This is a genomic window from Nocardia camponoti (assembly GCF_014646135.1).
Lineage (GTDB): Bacteria > Actinomycetota > Actinomycetes > Mycobacteriales > Mycobacteriaceae > Nocardia > Nocardia camponoti.
In genome coordinates this window covers 524,716-541,406 of the sequence record NZ_BMMW01000001.1, presented here as the reverse complement: position 1 = coordinate 541,406, position 16,691 = coordinate 524,716, and the positions used below count along the sequence as shown (strand labels likewise).

The window sequence follows — 16,691 nt, the reverse complement described above, 5'->3', positions numbered from 1 at the left end:
GAACGGCCCCAGATTGTCTGGGGCCATTGCCTTTTCACTCCACTTCGTAGGTCCCGATCAGGGTCGCGCGAGCGAGGGTGTGGAAGAACAGGTTGAACCCGAGCACTGCCGGGGTTGTCTCGGCGTTAATGTCGAGTTCGGCGACGTCAACGGCGTGGACAACAACGTAATACCGGTGCGCCCCATGACCTTTCGGTGGTGCGGCACCGACGAACCCGGGGAAGCCCGCGTCGTTGCGCAAGCTCACCGCACCGTCGGGCAGCTTTCCACCCTTGGACCCCGCGCCCGCGGGCAGCGACGTGACCGACGGCGGGATATTGCCAACCGCCCAGTGCCAGAACCCCGATGCGGTCGGTGCGTCTGGGTCGAAACAGGTCACCGCGAAACTTTTGGTCTCGACCGGGTAGCCCGACCAGCTCAGTTCCGGCGACACATCTTCGCCGCCAGCACCGAGCACGCCCGAAACCTGGGCGTTGTTGAGCGGGGCGTTAGCGACGATGTCGGTTGAGGTGACGGTGAAGGTGGGCACCGACGGCAACGGTGCGTACGGATCGTGACGGCTCATATCACTCCGATTCGGTTGACTGGGCTCAGCTGTTCAGCAGGAAATGTTCCAACACTCGCGTGCCGAATTCCAGCGACGCGACCGGAACGCGTTCATCAACACCGTGGAAGAGCGCGGTGAAGTCGAGGTCGGGCGGCAGTTGCAGTGGCGCGAACCCGAAGCAGCGAATCCCTAAGCGGGCGAACGCTTTCGCGTCGGTGCCACCGGAAAGCATATAGGGCACGGTGCGACCGTTGGGGTCGTTGGCGAGTACCGCGTCGTTCATCGCGTCGACGAGGTGACCGTCGAATGTTGTTTCATACGAGTCGAGTTTGGTGATCCACTCGCGTTCCACGTCCGGGCCAATGAGCTCGTCGACTTCCCGTTCGAACGCGGCCTGGCGACCGGGGACAACCCGGCAGTCGACGACGGCTTCGGCGGTTTGCGGGATCACGTTGGCTTTGTAGCCCGCTTGCAGCATCGTCGGGTTGGCGGTGTCGCGCAGGGTCGCGCCGATGATCCGCGAAATGGTGCCCAGTTTCGCGAGTTGACCTTCGATATCGGGGCTTTCCGGATCGAACTGCAACCCCGTTTCCTCGGTGACGGCGGCGAGGAATTCGGCAACCGAATCCGAAAGCACAACCGGGAAGGTGTGGCGACCCAGCCGCGCGACCGCTTCGGCGAGGATCGTCACGGCGTTGTCGTCATGCAGGAACGACCCGTGCCCGGCACGCGCTTTGGCGCGCAACCGCATCCACCCGAGCCCCTTTTCGGCGGTTTCGACCAGGTAGAGACGCTTTTCGGTGCCGTCAGGGCGCGGGACGGTGAGTGAGAACCCGCCGACCTCACCAACGGCTTCGGTGATCCCGTCGAACAGGTCGGGACGATGCTCGACAAGCCACTGCGACCCCCACTTGCCGCCGTTCTCCTCATCGGCGAGGAACGCGAAAACCAAATCCCTTGGCGGAACGGTCCCTTCGGCTTTGAACTGGCGGGCCAACGCCAACGCCATGCCGACCATGTCTTTCATGTCGATCGCGCCGCGGCCCCACACGTATCCGTCTTGAATGGCGCCTGAGAACGGGTGGACACTCCAGTCGGCCGCTTCGGCGGGTACCACGTCGAGGTGGCCGTGAATCATCAGCGCGCCACGTTCGGGATCGGCACCGCGCAGCCGCGCGAACACGTTGCCGCGTCCGGGCGCACCCGATTCGACGTATTCGGTTTCGTACCCAACCTCGTGCAGTTTTTCCGCGACCCACTCCGCACAGGCTTTTTCGCCCTTGGTCGTCGCGAGTTCGCCGGTGTTGGACGTGTCGAACTGGATCAGCTTGCTGACCAGCTCAACAACTTCTTCTTCCGCACGTGAGCGCTTCTTTGACTGCGTTTGTTCGCCAGTTGCCGACACGCCCCCTTTCCTACCACCGTCGGGTCACGGTCGGGACGGCACGCCCCGGCAGCCGGGCATTTCTTCGCTGCTAGCGAATTACTGACGCGCGTGATCGCAATTACCCGCCTCCCCGCGCCCGCTCACTCGCACCTATTCCACTATGCGGTAAACGCACCGAACCTCGGGCGATATCGCACCGGAGATTCGCTGTCAATCTTTCCGATCTGCGAAAAAGTGGTCATGGTTTCGTGGGCAGCGTCGACTTACGCTGCGAATCGTGATTGCTGTGAGCCCCACCGTTTCTCGTCGCCGATTCCTCTGGGGATCGGCCGCGCTCGCCTCCGGACTTGCCGTAGGCGGCGCCCTCACCGCGTGCGCCCCCGGCGGCGACACCGCAACCGTTGGCGGTGATACCCCGGTGCGTGGCGGTCGACTGCGGATGGGCGTGCTCGACGGCAACCAAAAGGGCAACCTCGACCCCCACATCGCCATCGGATTCGGCAGCATTGTGCGCGGTTTCGCGCTGTATGCCAAGCCGTGGGAGTGGGGCCCGACGATGCAGCCGCAGCTCGCCTTAGCCGAATTCGCCGAACCGAACGCCGACGCCTCGGTGTGGACCATCCGCCTGCGCCAGGGCCTGGAATTCCATCACGGCAAAACCGTCACCGCCGACGACCTCATCCACACCATCCGCCGCATCCAAGACCCGAAAACCGGTTCGGCCGTGCGTGATCCGTTCGTCGACGCCGACGCGCTACGCAAAGTCGATGACCGCACCGTCGAAGTCCGCTTCGTCGGGGGCCGTGGTTACCTGCCCTTCCCCGCTGTCTTCGTCAACTTCGGCGGCGTGATCCCCACCGATTTCGACCCGGTCACCAATCCGGTTGGCGCGGGCCCGTACAAGCTCGTCGACTACACGCCCGGACAGCGGTCGCTCTTCACCCGGTTCAACAACTACTTCCGCCCCGGCACGCCCTACCCGGACGAGCTGGAGATCATCGACTTCAAAGACGACGCGGGCCGGGTCGCCGCGCTGCAAGCGGGCCAGATCGACACCGCCGACCGCATCAGCTCCGAGCAGTTGCGGGTGCTCGAAGGTGATAAGCGCGTCAGCATTGTCGCCAACCAGACCGGTAACGCCGCGAGCATCAACCTCAACCTCGCGAAAGAACCGTTCAATAATCCCAAAGTTGTTGAAGCCGTTCGGCTTATCCTCGACCGCGACGAACTCGTCGCCCGCGCGCTCGGCGGACGAGGTCGCGTCGCCAATGACGTGTTCTCGCCGAATGATCCGACGTTCCCCACCGGCATCGCCCAGCGCAAACAAGACATCACGCGTGCGAAAGCCCTGCTCGCCGAAGCGGGTGCGCAAAACCTGTCGTTCGAACTGACCGTCGGCCCGGTCGCCAACGCGTCGGCCACGGCCGCGATCGTCGCCGAGCAGGCACGCAAGGCGGGCGTGAAAGTGACTATCAATCAAGTGGATTCGGCCACGTTCAACGGTCCGCAACGCGACCAGTGGGTTGCGTCGATCCCCACCTCAGCACCGGAGAACCCGTTCGCGAGCCGCGCCCGCTACTACACCCCGAACGCCCCGGTGAACCCCACGCACTTCGACAATCCGCGCTTCACCGAACTCTATGAGCAGGTCGTTCGTCAGCCCGACACGGAAAAGCGCAAGCCGCTTGTCGCGGAAATGGAACAGATTTTCCACGACAAGGGTGGCGAAATCATTTGGGGCTATATCGATTCCGTTGACGCGGTCGCCTCGCGCGTCGGTGGGGTTGTCGAAGAGAAGTCGATGTTCCCGACGTGGCGGTTCGACAAGTTGTGGTTGCGCCAGTGACCGCGTGGTTGCTGCGTCGCGCGCTCGCTGGCGTTGTCGCGATTTGGGTGGTTTCGCTGATCGTGTTCGCCGCGACGGTGGCGCTGCCGTCGGATCCCGCACGCACGATCCTCGGTCCCGACGCGCGCCCTGAGGAAATCGCGAAACTGCACCACCGACTCGGTCTCGATGACGGGCTGCTTGTGCGTTACGGGCGTTGGCTTGCCGACGCGGTGCGGTTCGACTTCGGCAAGTCGCTCGACACGTCCGTGCCGGTGACGACGACCGTCGGCGGGTGGTTGTCGAACACGCTCGCGCTGCTGCTTGTCGTGTTGGCTGTGTCGGTGCCGCTCGCGTTGTGGCTGGGCACGGTCGCAGCGCTGCGACGGGACAGTTGGCTCGACCGTGCCGTGGTGAATGTCGCGGTGCTGTGCAAGGCGATTCCCGGGTTCGTGCTGGCTGTCGTGCTGATTTTGGTGTTCGCGACGTCGGTTTTCGAGTTTCTGCCTGCCGCGTCACTGCTCGACCCCCGTCGCTCCGCGTTAGCGCAGCCGACGTATGTGGTGTTGCCCGCGATCGCGTTGATCGTCTCGACCGTCCCGTATTTGTTGCGGCAGGTGCGCGCGGCGGTGGTCGCGGCACTCGACTCCGACTACGTGCTCGCCGCCCGACTGCGCGGCCTGCCCCCGCGTGCGGTGCTGGCCCGTCACGTGCTGCCCAACGCGCTCGTGCCCGCGATCCAAGGGTTGGCGTTGACGACGAGCGTGCTCATCGGCGGAACGGTCGTTATCGAGGTCGCGTTCAGCTACCCGGGTATCGGCTCTGGCCTCGACGGTGCGGTCGGGATGCGTGACCTCCCCGTCGTCCAGGCGTCGGTGCTCGCGATCGCGGCCGGGGTAGTCGCGGTGAACCTGGCCGCTGACGTGGCGACGGTGTTGCTCACTCCCCGACTTCGCACCGCGACTGACCTGGGAGCGTTGGCATGAACCGACTGTCCGGACAGGCCGTATTCGGCGTCTTCGCAACAGCTTTCGTCCTCATCGTCGGGTTAGTAGGCCCGTTCCTCGCGCCCCACCGCGCCGAAGAACTGCTTGGCCCCACCTACGGTTCACCCGACGCCGTCGCCCCACTCGGCTACGACTTCCTCGGCCGCGACGTGCTGTCACGCACCCTGCATGGCGGCTTCACCCTCATCTGGATGACGCTCGCCGCGACACTGGCCGCCGCTGTCATCGGCACCGCCATCGGGATGCTCGCCGGGTATCTGCGCGGACCGCTCGACACCGCGACCACGTGGATCGCCGACATTGTCTTAGCGTTCCCGATCATTGTCCTTGTCCTGCTTGTTGTTTCGATGCTTGGTCATCACGAAGGGCTTGTCGTCGCGGTGGTCGCCGTCGCGTTCCTGCCCGGCGTCGTCCGGTTGGCGCGGGCGGCGACGCTCGAAGTCACTGGCCAGGAGTACGTGGAGGTCGCGGAAATGCTCGGCTACCCCCGCACCACGATCCTGCTGCGCGAGATCCTGCCCAATATCGCCGCGCCGCTGCTCGTTCATGTCGGCAGCATGCTCACCTGGGCCGTCGGGATCCTCGGCGCGATCGGCTTCCTCGGATATGGCGTCGCCGCACCCGCCGCCGACTGGGCGTTGATGATCAACGAAAACCGGTCGGGAATCCGGGTGCAACCGTGGGCCGTGCTCGCACCGGTCGTGATGATCGCGCTGTTCGCGCTCGGCACGAATTCTTTCGCGGAGGGCCTTAGCGGTGCCAAGCGTAAGCCAGCCAAAGTGAAACAGGAGTTGTCATGAGCGATGTCGTGACCGTGACGGACTTGCGCGTCGCCCTCGATGACGACACCTCGATTGTGAGCGGGTTCGAACTCACCCTGGCCGCTGGCGAAATCGTCGGCCTCGTTGGCGAATCGGGGTCGGGCAAGACGACGGCGGCGATGGCGTTGCTCGGCTACACACGCAGTGGTTCGCGCATCGTTGGTGGTCGCGTTTCCGTCGACGGCGTCGATGTGCTTGCCGACGCCACCTCGGTGCGTGGTCGGCGCGTCGCCTACGTCGCGCAAGATCCCGGGTCGGCGCTCGACCCCCGACAACGCGTCGGGGCGGTCCTCGCCGAAACGGTGCGCACCCACTTTCCTGACCTCGCCAGTGCCGGTGTGGCTGAACGGGTGTCGACCGCGTTGACCGACGTTGGGCTCCCCGCCGACGCCGACTTCACCCGACGATTCCCGCATCAACTGTCGGGTGGACAACAGCAACGGTTGATCATCGCGACCGCGTTCGTCACCCGTCCCGCCGTGGTCGTGCTCGATGAGCCGACAACGGCGCTGGACGTCACGACCCAGGCCCGCATCCTCGACACCCTGCGCACGCTGTGCGCCCGATACTCCACCGCGGCGGTGTATGTGTCGCATGACCTGGCTGTTGTCGAGCAGATCGCCGACCGCGTTGTCGTCCTCTACGCGGGGCGCATCGCCGAAAGTGGTTCGCGCGACGACATTTTCGACACGCCAGCGCATCCGTACACGCGGGGGCTGCTTGCTGCCATTCCCGACGTGGCGTCGTCGCGGCCGGTGCGGGCCATTCCGGGTCGAGCGCCGCAGCTCGGTCACCTCACGGACGGATGCGCGTTCGCGCCACGCTGCGCGTTCGCCACCGATGCCTGCCGGGCGAGCATCCCCGTGGAAGTGGCGCTGTCGCAGACACATTCGGTCGCGTGCGTGCATCAGGGTGCACTGGTTGACGTGGGTTCCGACGACGTTGTTGACGCGCCGCGAACCGCAGTCGCCGACGCGTTGCCCGTTCTTCGCGTGCACGAAGTCGACGCGCGGTACGGCAAGTCCGCTGTGCTGCACCAGGTTTCGCTCGAGGTCGCTCGCGGCGAATGCGTGGCCGTCGTTGGCGAATCCGGTTCCGGGAAAACAACTCTCGCACGCGGGCTCGTCGGACTCGGCGCGCGGCTGTCGGGCACGGTCGAACTCGACGGTGTCGCGCCAGCCCCGACTGCGCGCGGCCGTTCCCAAACTGAGCGCGCCGCACTGGGTTTGGTGTTTCAGAACTCGCAACGCGCACTGAACCCGCGTCGCCGCATCGGCGCGACCCTGCGTGACGTCGCCAAGCATTTCGGCGCGGGAGCCCAGGCCGATGAGAAGGTGCGCGCGACCTTGACGCGCGTCGCTCTGGCTGATCGGGTGCTCGACCTGTTCCCGCGCGACCTGTCCGGCGGCGAACGTCAACGTGTCGCCATCGCCCGCGCCCTGCTCGGCGACCCGCAGGTGCTCATTTGCGACGAAATCACTTCCGCGCTCGACGTTTCCGTGCAAGCGGCGGTGCTCGACCTGCTCGCGCGGTTGCGCGCTGACGGTGTCGCGTTGCTGTTCATCACCCATGACCTCGGCGTCGTCCGTGCCGTCGCCGACCGCGTTGTTGTGCTGCGCGACGGTCATGTTGTCGAAGCGGGCGCGACCAATGCCGTGCTCGACTCCCCCACCCACGAATACACCCGGGCACTGGTGGCCGATTCCCCCAGCCTGGCAACGCGACTAGGAGTGCGTTCATGAGTCCCGAGATTTACAGTTTCCTTTCCTCGTCGCCCGCGCAATATCCGTGGGAAAACAATTCCGGCGGCTACCCGCATTTGGTCCGCGACGCGCAAGCCATTGATGACGGTGGATACGCGGGCGCGCTTGTCGCGACTGGTATCGGCGCAGGTCCTGACCCGTGGGTCACGTCGGCGTCGGTGATTGGTGCGACCAGCCGCATGAAGTTTCTGCTCGCCATCCACCCCACCGTGACCACTCCGGCGACACTGGCGAAGCAGGTCGCGACCTTTGATGAACTGTCGAATGGTCGCATTCTCACCAATATTGTCACCGGATCGCTGTCGAATACGGCTGGGCGCCTTGGCGGTACGGCCGCTGCGGGTGTCGCGCTCGACCACGATGCCCGTTACCGTTACACCGATGAATTCCTGCACGTATATAAGGAATTGATTTCCGGGCGCGGTGTTGATTTCGCTGGTGAATTCATTTCCATTACCGGGGGTTTCATCGGTATTCGGCCCGTGCAGAAGCCGTATCCGCCCATTTGGTTTGGTGGTTCGTCGGACGCGGCGATCGAGGTCGCGGCCAAGCATGCCGACGTGTACGCCACCTGGGGTGAGCCGTGGGAGTTGTTGACCGACAAGATCTCTCGCGCCCGCGCCGCCGCGGCGAAGCAGGGTCGCACCATCAAGGTTGGCTGCCAGTTCAACGTGATCGTGCGTGACACGAAAGAAGAGGCGTGGGCGGCGGCACAAGAATTGCTCGACCGCGCCGACGACGGGTTCATCGAGAAATTCCTCGCCAATTTGGCGGCAGGCGATTCGGTTGGCCAGCTCCGTCAGCTGGGCTTCCACGCGGGCAAGCGCCCAACGCACGCGCGTGAACTGGAAATCGAACCGGATATTTGGTCGGGCTTTGGCCTGCTGCGGGTGGGGCCGGGGCTGGCGATTGTTGGCGACCCGGAAACCGTCGCGGCGCGGCTGCGTGATTACGCGGCTGCGGGGATCGACGCGTTCATCTTGCAGAACTGGCCGTACGTGGAAGAGACCGAACGCATCGCGCGCGACGTATTGCCGCTGCTCACTGATTCCCTCTCTAGGTTATAACGCACCCGGGGCCTTGCGGCAAGGCCCCGGTCATGCCGCACAATCACTGCTCTTGGTTGATTGCCGGTGATTGGGAGGGTGCGGTGCGAGAAAACACGTATGCCGATGAAGTGGTTGCTGAGCGCGCCTATGTTGGTGAGCTTTATGCGCGGTTAGATACCGAGCGGGCGCGGGTCGGCGAGTTGTATGCCGAGACGTTGCGTGAGCAGGGTATTTCGCCGATGGAACGCGACGCGCAGGTTCGGGCGTTGGGGCGTGAGGTCAGTCGGTTGAATGTGGCCGACAACGGTCTGTGCTTCGGCCGCATCGACGGCGTCGACGGCACGCGCAGCTACATCGGTCGCATCGGGCTTTTCGACGAGGCGGACGAGTTCGAACCGCTGCTACTGGATTGGCGTGCGCCCGCCGCGCGCGCGTTTTATGTCGCGACGGCGGCGAGCCCGGAAGGGATGAGTCGGCGTCGCCAGTTTCACACGCGCGGGCGCGAGGTGGTCGATTTCACCGACGAAGCGCTGGGCAAACCGGATGCGAGCGCGGGCGGTGACGCGGCGCTGCTCGCTGCTGTTTCGGCGCCGCGTGGCGAGCACATGCGCGACATCGTCGCCACGATTCAGGCGGAGCAGGACGAGATCATTCGCCTCGACAACGCGGGCGTTGTTGTCATCGAGGGTGGCCCGGGTACGGGCAAGACGGTCGTCGCGCTGCATCGGGTCGCCTACCTGCTCTACACGCAGCGGGAGCGGATGCAACGCCAGGGCGTGCTCGTTGTTGGGCCGAACCCGGCGTTTCTCGACCACATCGCGCACGTCTTGCCGTCGCTGGGCGAGACGAACGTGGTGTTCACCACGACCGGCGGGTTGTTGCCGGGGTTGGTCGCGACCGCCGAGGACGCGCCGGAGGTGGTTGCGTTGAAGGGCTCGTTGACGATGGTCGACGTGCTCGCTGCCGCCGTTGCCGACCGTCAGCGGTTGCCTGCCGAGCCGGTGGTGATCGAGTTGGCCGACGTCGCGCTGCGGGTTGATGCCCCGACGGTCGAGTGGGCGCGCGACGAAGCGCGGGGATCGGATCGCCCGCACAATCAGGCGCGCTCGGTGTTCCTCGACGTGCTCACGTGGGCACTCACCGAACGCGCGATCGGCAAAATCGGCAAGGGCTGGCTGACGCGCGATGACCGCGAAGCATGGGAGCACATGCGCGCTGACCTGCTCAGCGAGTTGGCCGAGCACGCGGACTTCCGCGCGCTCATCGACGACCTGTGGCCGCTGCTCGAGCCGGAAGACGTTCTCGCTGAGCTACTTTCGTCGCCTGCCCGGTTGGCATCGGCAGGTGCCGATCCGATCCTGCACCGCGAAAACGGCTCTGCGTGGACCGTTTCCGATGTTGCGCTGCTCGACGAACTGATCGAACTGCTCGGCCCGATCCCGGTTGACGACTCCGCGGCGAAAGCCGAAGCCAAGCAGGAAGCCGCCTACGCCGCGGCGGTGTTAGACACCCTCGTCCAGCGTGAGGATCACATGGACGACGAGGACCACCTCTTCGCCCAAGACATGCTGTTCGGCACCGACCTGGCCGACCGGTTCGTCGAACGCGACACCCGGGTATTGGCGGAACGTGCTGCGGCAGACCGGGATTGGACCTACCGCCACATCGTGGTCGACGAGGCGCAGGAATTGTCGGCGATGGACTGGCGCGTCCTGATGCGCCGCTGCCCAGCGAAGTCGTTCACCATCGTCGGCGACCTCGCCCAGCGCAGGTCAGCGGCGGGAGCGACGAGCTGGGGTGCGATGCTCGACGACTACGTGCCGGGCCGCTGGGCTTACCGTCAGCTCACCGTGAACTACCGCACCCCGGCCGAAATCATGGCGGTGGCCGCCGACGTGCTCGCCGAATTCGCCCCCGACCTGAAACCAGCCGAATCAGTCCGCGAATGCGGCGTCCAACCGTGGTCGCGTCAGGTCACCGACCGAATCGAAATGGCAACAGCGATAAAGCAATTCACTGAAACCGAGGCGGCACTGCCTGGCACCAGCATCATCATCGGCCCGCCCGACATCGAAGGTACGACCCCTGCCGCCGCGACGAAGGGTTTGGAATACGACTCGGTCCTCATCATCGACCCGGACCACCTTCTCACCGACACCACCCGAGGCGCAGCAGACCTTTACGTGGCCCTAACCCGAGCAACCCAACGCTTGGGCGTACTCCACACCGCCCCGCTGCCCCCGATGTTGGCGGGACTAGCCGAGGTACCTGCCGCCTGAGCAACCACGTGGTTGCGTCACAAGTGGCATATTCGTGCACGTTCGCGGCCCTACGCCCCAAATCCGGGTGGTAGGGCCCGAACGTGCACGGTTATGCCAAGCGGCGTTCAAACGCCGTAGCCGCGTGCCCGGTCGCCGGGTCGACCGTCATCACTTTCAGCCCAAGCGACGACGTTGTCGCGTCCAGCACCATGAAGCCCAATTCGCTTTGGGTGTAATACATTTCGGGGTTCGTCCCCGCACCGACGCGCGGCATACCGCTCGATGTCTTCGCCGCGGCGCCCGACACAATCTGACGCGTCCCCTTGCACGCGACCGTCGGCTCAAGCACCTGCAACGTGTGGTCGTGACCCGACAGCAGCAGCGAAACCTTGCCAAGGACATGGTCTTCGAAGAAACGCTTCGCGTGCACACCGTTGAGTGGCTCGATCGGCAGACCTTCGTAGTTGCCCGCGTTGCCGTGTGGGCCGTTGCTCAAATACGGCTGATGCGTGCAAGCGATCTTCCACTGCGCCGTCGACGACGCTAACGCCTGGTCAAGCCACGCCCGCTGCTCGTTCATAAACGTGCCGTTCACCGCCCAGTACGGGTCGAGCAGCGGCGGAATGTAGGCGGCGAGCGGGTTCACATCGAGGATGAAGAACTCGACAATCGGCGCCACCTCGGGCACCCGCACCGAGTAGTAGCGACTCGGCATCCACCACCGCGCCGACTTCGCGTGATAAGCGACCTCGTCGTTGCCGCGCGCCAACCAGCCGCCGTCGCCAGGGAAGATCGACGACGTGTCGTGGTTGCCCAACACCATCGCCCACGGGAAATCGAGTCCCGCGTTGGGGTTTTCGAATTTGTCAGCGAATTGGGTGTCATCGGGACCGTTCGGGCCCGTCTCATAGATGTTGTCGCCCAACCCAATCGCCAGATCGAAGGGGGTGCGCGCGTGCACCGACCGCGCGGCGTCGGCGACGGTCCACTGCGTGCGCGTGCCGGTGCCCGCGTCGCCGGTCAACAGCGCGCGCACCGACGAACCACGTTGCGGCACACCATATTTCGTGACCTCGGCGGGCACGGCGGCAGCCGGGCTCAAGCCGAGAAGCCCACCGGCCAGCCCGAGCCCAGCGGCCATTCCGCCCAGCATCGCCCGTCGATCAATCCCGGGAGAAACGTCGCGCATAATTCCCTTTCCTAAGTCGCTCATCAGACCGCGCACATCGACTGCATCACACCACGCACAATCGGAGCACCGTAGTCGGTCGGTGCGAACAGCAATTTCTGCGCGATCGAAATCGGGGTGGTGACCGATTCCGCCGCCCCCGACAACGAGGTGCCCGCCGAAATCAGCAGGCTGGCGATGTCGAGCGACAGCGTCGCGAGGTCAAACGCGTTCTCCACCTTGACTTCGGCGAGCGGAACAGTGTCGAGTGCTTTGCCTTCGGCAACGTCGGCACCGAAGTTCGCGAGGAACGTCAGCGGCCCCAAATCGAGCGCTTCCACCAGCGGGCCAAGATCATCGGAGCGTCGCATCAACAACACATGCGCCACACGGTTGCTCGCAAGGAACCCTTGCAGTGCGTCTGCGGTTTGATTCATCGCGGCCACATCAACAGCGGCGCCACCCGACGCAAGGAACGCCCGGGTTCGCTCAACGACGGCCGCGAGAGTCAGTTCGGCGATCGGCACGCACGTCCCGTCCGCGCGAATCACCTGGCGCGCCAGGTCAACGATGGGTTGCGGCACCGCGACCGGTTCCGTCGGACTGGGCTCAAGCACCAGCGGCGGATACACGTTCGGCGCGACACACCCTGCTTCAATCGAATTCTGCACCCCGCGCGCCAGCGCCTTCACGCCGGTGAAGGCGGCACCGACGAGCGGCTTGAGGAACAGCCCAACGGTCGGAACCATGCCAGCGGCGAGCTTGGCCGGGATTTTCACGATGCCGGTCGCGAGGATGAACACCTCGATCACGTCGTTGACGGTCAGTTGCGACACCGACATCGTCTCGTTGATGCGCCCAGTATGGACGGCGTCGAGGCCGTTGACGAGGTAGGTGACGATCGGGTCGTCGAGTTCGGCGGTCCGCGCGGTCACGTCGGCGGGATGCTGCGGCAGCCCGTCGCGATGCACGCGCACCGCGGCGACCTGGGCGCGGAAAGCGGCGACGCGCGCGTCGAAGTCGGCCCATCCGGCGGCGGGGATGGCCGCGCGGAGCACCGACGCGGACGCGGTGACGATGTCGTCGAAGGTCGGCGCGCCCTGGTCGCACAGGCCGGCGGTGGCGACGGGTGTCGCGCCGAGGAGGTCGGTTTCGGTGGCATGCGCGGTCGCGGGGGCGAGCAGCCCTGCGCAGAGGGCTGTCATGACGGCGACTGAGCCGAGGGCGGGGGCCAGCGGGCGTGGCTTACGCATATGCGGTGTTCTCCGAACGGGGTGGCGCTAAGTGCTTGCAGTCGCAACATACTGACAGTTACACCGTGACGAAGGATGTAAAACATGAACATTTGACCAACTTGGACGAATGTCCATGTCGCCGGGTTGAGATCAACGCCACCTACTCTGGATAAACCAGTCAGCACGGCACCGGCGCGGGAGGCCCGATGGTCCATCAACCGTTTACCACCGCGACACCAGGTCCTCTTACCGTCGCCGATATGACCCAAGCACAGGCCCCGACGCAACTCCGTCGCGATCTGAGCGAGATCGCCGATCTCGCGAACGCCGTCGACCTCAGCGACACAACGGCGTTCACCGTCGACGACAGCGACGACGACGACCCGATCCTGCTCACCCACCCCGACGGCCTCGTCGTCGACACCTGGCGCGAGGGCTACCCCTACGACGAACGCCTCGGCCGCCCCGAATACGAAATCAATAAGCGCTTGCTCCAAATTGAGCTGCTCAAGCTGCAAAACTGGGTCAAAGCCACCGGCCGACGCGTCGTTATTGTGTTCGAAGGCCGCGACGCGGCGGGCAAGGGCGGCACGATCAAACGATTCATGGAACACCTCAATCCCCGTGGCGCCCAAGTGGTCGCGCTCGAAAAGCCGTCAGCGCGCGAAGAAACGCAGTGGTATTTCCAACGCTACGTCGAGCATCTGCCTGCCAAGGGCGAGATCGTGCTCTTTGACCGCAGTTGGTACAACCGTGCGGGCGTGGAACGGGTGATGGGTTTCTGTTCGCCCGAAGAACATGAGCGATTCCTTTCGCAGGCACCACTTTTCGAGCAGATGCTCGTCGACGACGGCATCGACCTAGTGAAGTTCTGGTTCTCGGTCTCCCCACTCGAACAGCGCACCCGTTTCGCTATTCGCCAGGTTGATCCGGTGCGGCAGTGGAAACTGTCGCCGATGGACCTCGCTTCGCTGGACAAGTGGGACCAATACACGGCGGCGAAAGAAGAGAACTTCGCCCACACCGATACCGAGCACGCACCGTGGACGGTCGTGAAAAGCAACGACAAGAAACGCGCGCGCATCAACGCGATGCGCCACGTGCTCAACCGATTCGACTACGAGAACAAAGATCCCGAGATCGTGGGAATGGCCGACCCGCTGCTGGTAGGCCGTGCGCGCGACGTCGCTGGCTCCTAACCACGCGCGTTGCCACACATTTGCTCGGAGTCGATCAATACGGCCATGACCGGCGTTAGTTAGCGCCGATTATCACCCATTACTAAATCGTGACATAGCCGCGATTATTGCGGATGGATAATCGGCGCGCGCGCCGTCGTCCCACTCTGAGAACCAGCCAGTATGTTCTTCGGCATTGCCAGGCAGCGGGTATTGGATCGGACAGCGAGAGGGCGACATGCGCGAACAGCAGCGGGTTATCGATCCCCACGTGTGGAGCGAAGTCGAACGCATTCGAACTGAGTGGGCTGTCCTGGATGAGAAACTCACCGACGACCAACGGAAAATGCGAATAGCCATAGAGTCGCTGCATTTGACAACGCTCATGGAACGGCTCGTCGATATCACTTTGCCGTCGATGTTGGAGAATTGGCACGAGTTTCATCCGCACTGCCGCATCGACGCCAACCGCAAAGCCTCGCTGACCGAACTCGCGCGCGTGCTCGCGCGCCGCGACATTCTGCGCCTGCACCTGTATCCGGAAGTGACCGCTGAGATGCTCAGCGCACGCCGAACCGATCATCGTGTCTTCATTCGCAATTCGCCGGGCAGTCCCGATCCTGAGCGGTGGCGCGGCGGTGCGGTGCGCAGTTCGCAAGAGGCCGAACGCATTACGGTGATGATCTGGGGTCCGATTCGTTCGCTTGATTTCATCGTGCGCGCGCTGTCGCTGGTGCAGGTCCGCATCGACGATGGACTGCCGCTGCCGGTGACCCCACTCGACCCGCTCGCGCAGCTGCTGACCGATCAGATCCACGCTCAGCTGATCGCCGAATCACTTCCGCCCGCCTAATATCCCGGTTCCGGCAACTATCACCGTCGATAGTTGCCAGAACCGGGATTTACTAGTGTTTGGGCCCGGTCGCGCCTTCCATGTCCTCCAGCGACATCCCCTTCGTCTCCGGCACGAACCGGGCGACGAACAGCAGCGACAGCAACGCGAACACCGCGTACATGCCGTAGGCGAAGCCAAGCGAGAAGCTCTTGAGGCTGGGGAAGCTGACGGTGATCGCCCAGTTCGCCGCCCACTGACCGGCCGCCGCCAGCGACAGCGCGGCCCCACGAATGCGGTTGGGGAACATCTCACCGAGCAGCACCCACACCACCGGCCCCCAGCTCATCCCGAAGAACACGACGAACAGGTTGGCCGCGACCAGCGCGATCGGCCCCATCGCCCCGGTGAGGTGCGGTTCCAATTCGCCGTCGGCGTTGGCGATTTGGTCGGCGGTGCCGAAGCACACCGCCATTGTCGCCAGGGTGATCGTCATCCCGATCGACCCGACAAGCAGCAACGGGCGTCGGCCGATGCGGTCGACAAGCAAGATCGCGACGATCGTCGTGACGATGTTGACCACCGAAGTGAACACCGAGATCTGGAACGACGACGACTCGCCAAACCCGACGGCCTCCCACAGCACGTTCGAGTAGTAGAAGATCACGTTGATACCGACGAGCTGCTGGAACACCGACAGCATCAAACCAACCCACACGATCGGGTACAGCCCACCGTCGGGTTTGACGAGGTCTTTCCACGACGGTTTGGTGTCGCCTTCGAGGCTGTGTTGAATGCGCCCGATCGTCAGGTCGACATTCTTCTCCCCGAAAAGCATGGTGAGGACCTTGCGTGCTTCCGGAATGTGTTGTGTCGCAACGAGATACCGCGGCGATTCCGGGATGGTCGATGCCAGGATGCCGTAGACGATGGCGGGAACCATCATCGAGAAGAACATGAACCGCCACGCTTCAAGCCCGAACCACAGCACCTCACCCGCGCCACCGGCGAGGTGGGCGAGCACGTAGTCGACAAGCAGCGACAAGAAAATACCGAGCACGATCGCCATCTGTTGCAGCGAACCGAGTCGACCACGAATTTGCGCGGGCGACGTTTCGGCGATGTAGGCGGGCGCGATCACCGACGCGATACCAACACCGAGACCGCCGATGATGCGCCCAATCACCAACGTCCACACATCGGGCGCGAAGCCGGTCCCGATGGCACTGATGAGAAACAGCACGGCCGCGATCTTCATGACCTTCAACCGGCCGATGCGGTCGGCGATGCGACCCGCCGTCATCGCGCCCGCGGCGGCGCCGAGGAGCGCGGACGCGACGGCGAAGCCGAGAACGGCGTCGTCGACCTCGAATTCTGTTTGAATCGCCCCGACAGCGCCGTTAATCACGGCGCTGTCGTAACCAAACAACAGCCCGCCGAGGGCGGCGACACTGGCGATGCGGACCACTTTGTTGCCGTGTGCGGGCCCTGGGTCCGGCGCTGCGGCCGAGGAATCGGTGAGCGAGCCTCCGTCATTCATCGGCATGCAACCTCTCCGCGCGGGGCATCAATGCCCGATGGTGCGAAAGTGATCCGAACCACAATTAAACACCATCGA

14 protein-coding genes are annotated in these 16,691 nt (G+C 64.4%); 8 read left to right on the top strand and 6 right to left on the bottom strand.

The window, feature by feature from the left end:
* Positions 1-34 precede the first annotated feature (34 nt).
* Positions 35-565: a YbhB/YbcL family Raf kinase inhibitor-like protein gene (locus IEX78_RS02455; protein ID WP_188827045.1), complete on the bottom strand. Its 531-nt coding sequence runs from the start codon at positions 563-565 to the stop codon at positions 35-37.
* A gap of 25 nt (positions 566-590) precedes the next feature.
* On the bottom strand, positions 591-1,952 hold the full coding sequence (locus tag IEX78_RS02450; protein ID WP_188827044.1) for a M20/M25/M40 family metallo-hydrolase: 1,362 nt from the start codon (positions 1,950-1,952) through the stop codon (positions 591-593).
* Positions 1,953-2,211: 259 nt separating this feature from the next.
* Between IEX78_RS02450 and IEX78_RS02445 the strand changes: the two genes are divergently transcribed.
* The 6 genes from IEX78_RS02445 to helR all read left to right on the top strand — a co-directional run bounded on the left by IEX78_RS02445 (position 2,212) and on the right by helR (position 10,678).
* Positions 2,212-3,780, top strand: a complete 1,569-nt coding sequence (locus IEX78_RS02445; RefSeq protein WP_229683665.1) for an ABC transporter substrate-binding protein — start codon at positions 2,212-2,214, stop codon at positions 3,778-3,780.
* Positions 3,777-4,745: an ABC transporter permease gene (locus IEX78_RS02440; protein ID WP_188827043.1), complete on the top strand. Its 969-nt coding sequence runs from the start codon at positions 3,777-3,779 to the stop codon at positions 4,743-4,745. Before IEX78_RS02445 ends, IEX78_RS02440 begins: the two co-directional genes overlap by 4 nt.
* On the top strand, positions 4,742-5,566 hold the full coding sequence (locus IEX78_RS02435; RefSeq protein ID WP_229683664.1) for an ABC transporter permease: 825 nt from the start codon (positions 4,742-4,744) through the stop codon (positions 5,564-5,566). The genes IEX78_RS02440 and IEX78_RS02435 overlap by 4 nt, the downstream gene beginning before the upstream one ends.
* Positions 5,563-7,329 carry an ABC transporter ATP-binding protein gene (locus tag IEX78_RS02430; RefSeq protein WP_188827042.1) on the top strand — a complete coding sequence of 589 codons (1,767 nt, stop codon included), beginning with the start codon at positions 5,563-5,565 and terminating at the stop codon, positions 7,327-7,329. The genes IEX78_RS02435 and IEX78_RS02430 overlap by 4 nt, the downstream gene beginning before the upstream one ends.
* Complete coding sequence (locus IEX78_RS02425) at positions 7,326-8,417, top strand: LLM class flavin-dependent oxidoreductase (protein ID WP_188827041.1); 1,092 nt, start codon at positions 7,326-7,328, stop codon at positions 8,415-8,417. The genes IEX78_RS02430 and IEX78_RS02425 overlap by 4 nt, the downstream gene beginning before the upstream one ends.
* Before the next feature lie 83 nt (positions 8,418-8,500).
* Positions 8,501-10,678, top strand: a complete 2,178-nt coding sequence (gene helR / locus IEX78_RS02420; protein ID WP_229683663.1) for an RNA polymerase recycling motor ATPase HelR — start codon at positions 8,501-8,503, stop codon at positions 10,676-10,678.
* Between the two features lie 91 nt (positions 10,679-10,769).
* On the opposite strand, the gene IEX78_RS02415 is transcribed toward helR, so the two are convergent.
* Both IEX78_RS02415 and IEX78_RS02410 read right to left on the bottom strand, forming a co-directional pair.
* Positions 10,770-11,849, bottom strand: a complete 1,080-nt coding sequence (locus IEX78_RS02415) for a metallophosphoesterase (RefSeq protein WP_188827039.1) — start codon at positions 11,847-11,849, stop codon at positions 10,770-10,772.
* A gap of 23 nt (positions 11,850-11,872) precedes the next feature.
* Positions 11,873-13,033, bottom strand: coding sequence for a hypothetical protein (locus IEX78_RS02410; RefSeq protein WP_229683662.1), 1,161 nt, complete (start codon positions 13,031-13,033; stop codon positions 11,873-11,875).
* Positions 13,034-13,323: 290 nt separating this feature from the next.
* Here IEX78_RS02410 and ppk2 point away from each other — a divergent pair, with 290 nt between their 5' ends.
* Positions 13,324-14,262 (top strand): polyphosphate kinase 2, encoded by a 939-nt coding sequence (gene ppk2 / locus IEX78_RS02405; RefSeq protein ID WP_188827037.1) that lies wholly within the window; start codon positions 13,324-13,326, stop codon positions 14,260-14,262.
* An 82-nt stretch (positions 14,263-14,344) separates the two neighbouring features.
* Here the strand turns inward: ppk2 and IEX78_RS02400 are convergent, their stop codons facing one another.
* Complete coding sequence (locus tag IEX78_RS02400) at positions 14,345-14,614, bottom strand: hypothetical protein (RefSeq protein ID WP_188827036.1); 270 nt, start codon at positions 14,612-14,614, stop codon at positions 14,345-14,347.
* On the opposite strand from IEX78_RS02400, the gene IEX78_RS02395 reads away from it, so the two are divergent.
* Entirely contained in the window at positions 14,615-15,094 is a 480-nt protein-coding gene (locus tag IEX78_RS02395) for a hypothetical protein (RefSeq protein ID WP_188827035.1), read from the top strand.
* A gap of 52 nt (positions 15,095-15,146) precedes the next feature.
* Here the strand turns inward: IEX78_RS02395 and IEX78_RS02390 are convergent, their stop codons facing one another.
* Positions 15,147-16,613 (bottom strand): sugar porter family MFS transporter, encoded by a 1,467-nt coding sequence (locus IEX78_RS02390; RefSeq protein WP_188827034.1) that lies wholly within the window; start codon positions 16,611-16,613, stop codon positions 15,147-15,149.
* Positions 16,614-16,691 lie beyond the last annotated feature (78 nt).